Origin of the sequence: Microbacterium helvum, from assembly GCF_014779795.1 — a bacterium.
Taxonomy (GTDB): domain Bacteria; phylum Actinomycetota; class Actinomycetes; order Actinomycetales; family Microbacteriaceae; genus Microbacterium; species Microbacterium helvum.
Map to the genome: position 1 here is coordinate 1 of NZ_JACXZS010000024.1, position 4,497 is coordinate 4,497.

5 protein-coding genes are annotated in these 4,497 nt (G+C 70.8%); 3 read left to right on the forward strand and 2 right to left on the reverse strand.

Annotated elements, in window-relative coordinates:
* Positions 1–243: 243 nt before the first annotated feature.
* On the reverse strand, positions 244–1,065 hold the full coding sequence (locus IF188_RS19920; protein ID WP_191173558.1) for a hypothetical protein: 822 nt from the start codon (positions 1,063–1,065) through the stop codon (positions 244–246).
* 89 nt (positions 1,066–1,154) lie between these two features.
* On the opposite strand from IF188_RS19920, the gene IF188_RS19925 reads away from it, so the two are divergent.
* Positions 1,155–1,931, forward strand: a complete 777-nt coding sequence (locus tag IF188_RS19925; protein ID WP_191173559.1) for an enoyl-CoA hydratase — start codon at positions 1,155–1,157, stop codon at positions 1,929–1,931.
* A 51-nt stretch (positions 1,932–1,982) separates the two neighbouring features.
* Here IF188_RS19925 and IF188_RS19930 read toward each other — a convergent pair whose 3' ends face one another.
* Positions 1,983–2,519, reverse strand: a complete 537-nt coding sequence (locus tag IF188_RS19930) for a MarR family winged helix-turn-helix transcriptional regulator (RefSeq protein WP_191173560.1) — start codon at positions 2,517–2,519, stop codon at positions 1,983–1,985.
* Positions 2,520–2,643: 124 nt separating this feature from the next.
* On the opposite strand from IF188_RS19930, the gene IF188_RS19935 reads away from it, so the two are divergent.
* Together IF188_RS19935 and IF188_RS19940 are read left to right on the forward strand one after the other, a co-directional pair.
* Positions 2,644–3,420: an electron transfer flavoprotein subunit beta/FixA family protein gene (locus tag IF188_RS19935; protein ID WP_191173561.1), complete on the forward strand. Its 777-nt coding sequence runs from the start codon at positions 2,644–2,646 to the stop codon at positions 3,418–3,420.
* Between the two features lie 9 nt (positions 3,421–3,429).
* The gene (locus IF188_RS19940; RefSeq protein ID WP_191173562.1) at positions 3,430–4,395 is read left to right on the forward strand and encodes an electron transfer flavoprotein subunit alpha/FixB family protein; all 966 of its coding nucleotides are present in this window, start codon (positions 3,430–3,432) and stop codon (positions 4,393–4,395) included.
* Positions 4,396–4,497 lie beyond the last annotated feature (102 nt).

Below are 4,497 nucleotides of genomic sequence, written 5' to 3' on the forward strand. Positions count from 1 at the left end.
CCCAGCAGACGGTCCACATCGGTCTTCAGACGACGCAGCACATCGGCGATCTCTTCACGCCCCGTGTCGAGCTTGCCCGCCATCGTCTCCATCTCGCCATAAGACGCCTTGAAATCAGCCATGTCACAGTCCTCTCAGATCTCGAACGGACCGCGACCGGCCCGCAGAAAGGCTAGGGCAACTCTTCGCGCGCCGGACATGGGGACCATTCCCCATGTGGATGACGCACACGCGGGCAGCGGATCAGCGGATGCTGCCGGCCCAGACCGACGGCGGCTTCCTGCGTTTGAGCCGCTGCGCGTCGCCCGCGACGATGATGCGGTCGTCCACCAGCGCGGCCAGCGCGAAGCGGTACGACCGATCGGCGGCGCCGCGTTCGCCCGGCGTGAGGCGACCCGCGACGTTCGACCACCACTTCTTCAGCGGGTCCCGCGGCTCGCCGCTCTCCGCCCTGGCCGACTCCTGTGCCTGATAGTCGCGCTCGACCTGCCGGGCGTGCGTCCACAGCACGACCATGCCGATGGTCGACGCTGCGAGCAGGACGGTGCCGATGATCGGGACGAGCGGCTCGTACCGGTCCACGTCGCCCCAGTGGGTGACGGCGTACACGAGGGTCACCGCCCAGATCGCCGCGAAGAGGATGAAGGCACGTGAGCCGTTGACACGGGGGTTGAGGTACTTCGACCGCAGCTGATCGCGGGCCGCGAGCGCGAAGCAGATGACGGAGGCGAGGGCCCAGCCGCCCATCCAGATCGCGCCGTCGCCGACATCGAAGGCGGTCCCGTTGCGCGCCGGCAGCACCATCGCCGGAGCGAGCATGCCCAACAGCAGGGCGACGATCACCAGCACGTTGTGAGCGCGGCCCGGCGGGCGCGTGGGCGCGACGGGCAGGGAGAGGCCGGCCTGCGCGGCCGTCGCGGCATCCAGCTCGTCCTGCAGGCGGGGCACGGCGACCAGCAGGGCGCGCCGCGAGGCGGACACGACGGCCTCCGTGGCGTCGGTGCCCGTGAGGTCCGCGGCCCAGCGGGCGATCTCGGTGCGCACCGCCGCCTCGAGTTCGGTCATCGTCGTCTACGATCGCATGCCGCAGGATCATGTGCCGCACGAGCGCCTCGGAGCAGGCATGATCGGATGCAGCAGGTCGAGGAGGACCCATGACCGAGTACGAGACGATCATCGTCGATTCGCGGGGACGCGTCGGGTGGATCACGCTGAACCGCCCCGAGGCGCTGAACGCGCTGAACTCGCAGGTGTGCCGCGAGGTGACCGCCGCGGCATCCGCCTTCGACGCCGATGAGGGGATCGGCGCGATCGTCGTCACCGGCTCGGAGCGTGCGTTCGCCGCCGGCGCGGACATCAAAGAGATGGAGTCCAAGTCGGGGCTCGACATGCTGCTGGGCGACCACTTCGGCGGCTGGACGCAGTTCGCCGCCGTGCGCACGCCGGTCATCGCCGCGGTGTCGGGCTACGCCCTCGGCGGCGGGTGCGAGCTGGCGATGATGTGCGACATCATCCTCGCCGCCGACACCGCGAAGTTCGGGCAGCCCGAGATCACGCTCGGCGTGATCCCCGGCATGGGCGGTTCGCAGCGGCTCGTGCGCGCGGTCGGCTACTACAAGGCCGCCGACCTCATCCTCACCGGACGGATGATGGATGCCGCCGAAGCCGAGCGATCGGGTCTCGCCTCGCGCGTGGTGCCCGCCGGCGAGCTGCTCGCCGAGGCGCAGAAGACCGCCGAAGCGATCGCCGCCAAGGGGCTGCCGGCGCTGTACGCGGCCAAGGCGGTGCTGGACGGTGCGCTGGAGTCCTCGCTCGCCGAAGGGCTTCGGCTGGAGAAGCACGTGTTCGCGAGCCTCTTCGACACCGAGGACCAGAAGGAGGGGATGGCGGCGTTCCGCGAGAAGCGCGCTCCCGACTTCCAGGGGCGCTGACGCCCTGTTCAGAGGTGGTCGGCTCCGGACCCGCCCGGCGCACAGGCGGGGTCAGAGGGGCTCGGGCTGCGGGCGCGGCTCGGTGAAGTCGCCGGAGTCCTTGCGGAACCGGGCGATGATGCGGACGAGCTCGGTCGTGTCGGCGTCGCTCAGTCCGGGGCTCTCGAACACCTCGGTGTTGAGCGCCGTGGTCGCGCGCTCCACGAGCTCGCGTCCGGCCTCGGTGAGGACCAGCATCGCGGCACGGCCGTCGTCGGGGTGCTGCTCGCGGGACAGCAGCCCGTCGCGCGTGAGGCGGTCGACGGTGTTCGTGACGCTGGTGGGGTGCACCTGGAGCCGGGCGATGGCGCTGGCCATCGGCATCCTTCCCTCCCGGGTGAAGCCGAGCAGCCGCAGCATCTCGTAGCGCGCGAACGACAGTCCGAACGGTTTGAGCGTGGCGTCGATGCGCGCGAACAGCAGCTGCTGAGCACGGATGATCGAGGTGACCGCCGTCATGCCGGCGGCGGCGGGCTCCCAGCCGTGCGCGATCCACTGACGCTTGGCCTCGGCGATCGGGTCCACCGCCAGGCGCTTCGGTGCTGCCATCGCGACCTCCTCGCTCCACCGTACTCCGAGGTGCCGTGATGAGACTCAGTATCAAGAGTCGTGACACTCGGTTCGACGAGAGCCGGGCGTGCCCCTAGACTCTTCGTAGCGTGAGGAGATCGACATGAAGATCGTCGTCCTGGTCAAGGAAGTCCCGGATACCTACGGGGATCGCAAGCTGTCGTTGGAGACCGGCCTCGCCGATCGCGCGGCGAGTGAGACGGTTCTCGACGAGATCGGCGAGCGGGCTCTCGAGGTCGCCCTGTCGTATGCCGACAAGACGCCGGGCACCGAGGTCGTCGTGCTGTCGATGACGCCCGAGTCGGCGTCGGCGACGGTGCGCAAGGGCCTCGCGATGGGCGCCGGGGCGGCGGTCCAGGTCGTCGACGACGCGCTGCTGGGTGCCGATCTCGGGCTGACGGCGGAGGTGCTGGCGGCGGCGCTGCAGCGCACCGGGTTCGACCTGGTGATCGCGGGCAACCAGTCCACCGACGGCTCGGGCGGCGTGCTGCCCGCGATGGTCGCGGAGATCCTGGACGTGCCGTCGGCGACGTACCTCAGTGCGGTCGAGATCACGGAGGACTCGGTGGGCGGGACGCGCTCGTCGGACGGTGCGACGATGCAGGTGACCGCATCCCTGCCGGCGCTGGTGTCGATCACCGAGGCGCTGCCGGATGCCCGGTTCCCCAACTTCAAGGGCATCATGGCGGCCAAGAAGAAGCCGTTCGAGACCCTGTCGCTCGCCGACCTCGACGTGGACGCGCACGATCCGGATGCGTCGCGGTCGATCGTCATCGGGCTGAGCGAGAAGCCCCCGCGTACGGCGGGCGTGAAGATCGTCGACGAGGGCGATGCGGGCGAGAAGCTCGCGGAGTTCCTCATCCAGAACCGGCTCGCGTAAGGAAGCGCCATGACGTTTGCAGATGACTCGATCCTGGTGCTGCTCGACACGACGCCCTCGGGCGGGCTGGCCAAGTCGGCTGCCGAGGTGCTGGGCGCCGCCGCCTCGGTGGGGACGCCGGTCGCGCTGATCGTGGGCGACGAGGCGCTGGCGAAGGATGCTGCCGCCCTCGGCGCCGCGTCGGTGCTGGTCGCCGCTCCCGGCGACGGGCTGGGCGCGGGGCGGGTGGATGCGCTGACGTCGGCCGCCGATCTGGTGCGTCCGGACGCGGTGCTGGTGTCGAACTCGGTCGAGGGCCGCGATGTCGCCGGCCGCTTCGCCGCACGCAATCGTGCCGGGATCGCGGTGGACGCCGTCGGCGTCTCGCGCGACGCCGAGGGCGTGGTCGCGCATCACTCCGTCTACGGCGGCGCGTACAACGTCGACTCCGCGGTGACGTGGGGCGCGCCGGTGATCACGATCCGTCAGGGATCCGTGGACGCCAGGGCTGAGGCCCTGGCCGATGCCGAGGTCGAGACGCTCGAGGTGCGCCCGTCGGGTCGCCGGGCGGCCACGGTGGAGTCGGTCGACGAGGCCGTCGTGTCGTCGTCGCGGCCCGAGCTGCGCGGTGCCGCGAAGGTCATCTCGGGGGGTCGCGGTCTCGGGTCGGGCGAGAAGTTCGCGCTCGTCGAGCAGCTGGCCGACGTGCTGGGTGCCGCGGTCGGCGCGTCGCGCGCGGCGGTCGACGCCGGCTACGTGCCGCAGACGTACCAGGTCGGGCAGACCGGCGTCTCGGTGTCGCCGCAGCTGTATGTCGCGATCGGCATCTCCGGTGCGATCCAGCACAAGGCCGGCATGCAGACGGCCAAGACGATCGTCGCGATCAACAAGGACGCGGACGCCCCGATCTTCGAGATCGCCGACTTCGGTGTCGTCGGAGACCTGTTCCACGTGGTGCCGCAGCTGATCGCCGCTCTCGAGGCGAAGAAGGCGTAACCGGGATGTCGACGTTCGGGGGAACTCTGCGGCGCGGCCTGCCGCGCACACCGGGCGGCGAGCCGTGGCCGCCCGCCGGCGCCGCGCCGGGCGCCGCGGACG

Excerpts from the sequence above, each read along its gene's own strand:
- IF188_RS19935 (WP_191173561.1), top strand. The coding sequence starts at position 2,644 with ATGAAGATCGTCGTCCTGGTCAAGGAAGTCCCGGATACCTACGGGGAT.
- IF188_RS19925 (WP_191173559.1), top strand. The coding sequence starts at position 1,155 with ATGACCGAGTACGAGACGATCATCGTCGATTCGCGGGGACGCGTCGGG.
- IF188_RS19940 (WP_191173562.1), top strand. The coding sequence starts at position 3,430 with ATGACGTTTGCAGATGACTCGATCCTGGTGCTGCTCGACACGACGCCC.
- IF188_RS19930 (WP_191173560.1), bottom strand. The coding sequence starts at position 2,519 with ATGGCAGCACCGAAGCGCCTGGCGGTGGACCCGATCGCCGAGGCCAAG.
- IF188_RS19920 (WP_191173558.1), bottom strand. The coding sequence starts at position 1,065 with ATGACCGAACTCGAGGCGGCGGTGCGCACCGAGATCGCCCGCTGGGCC.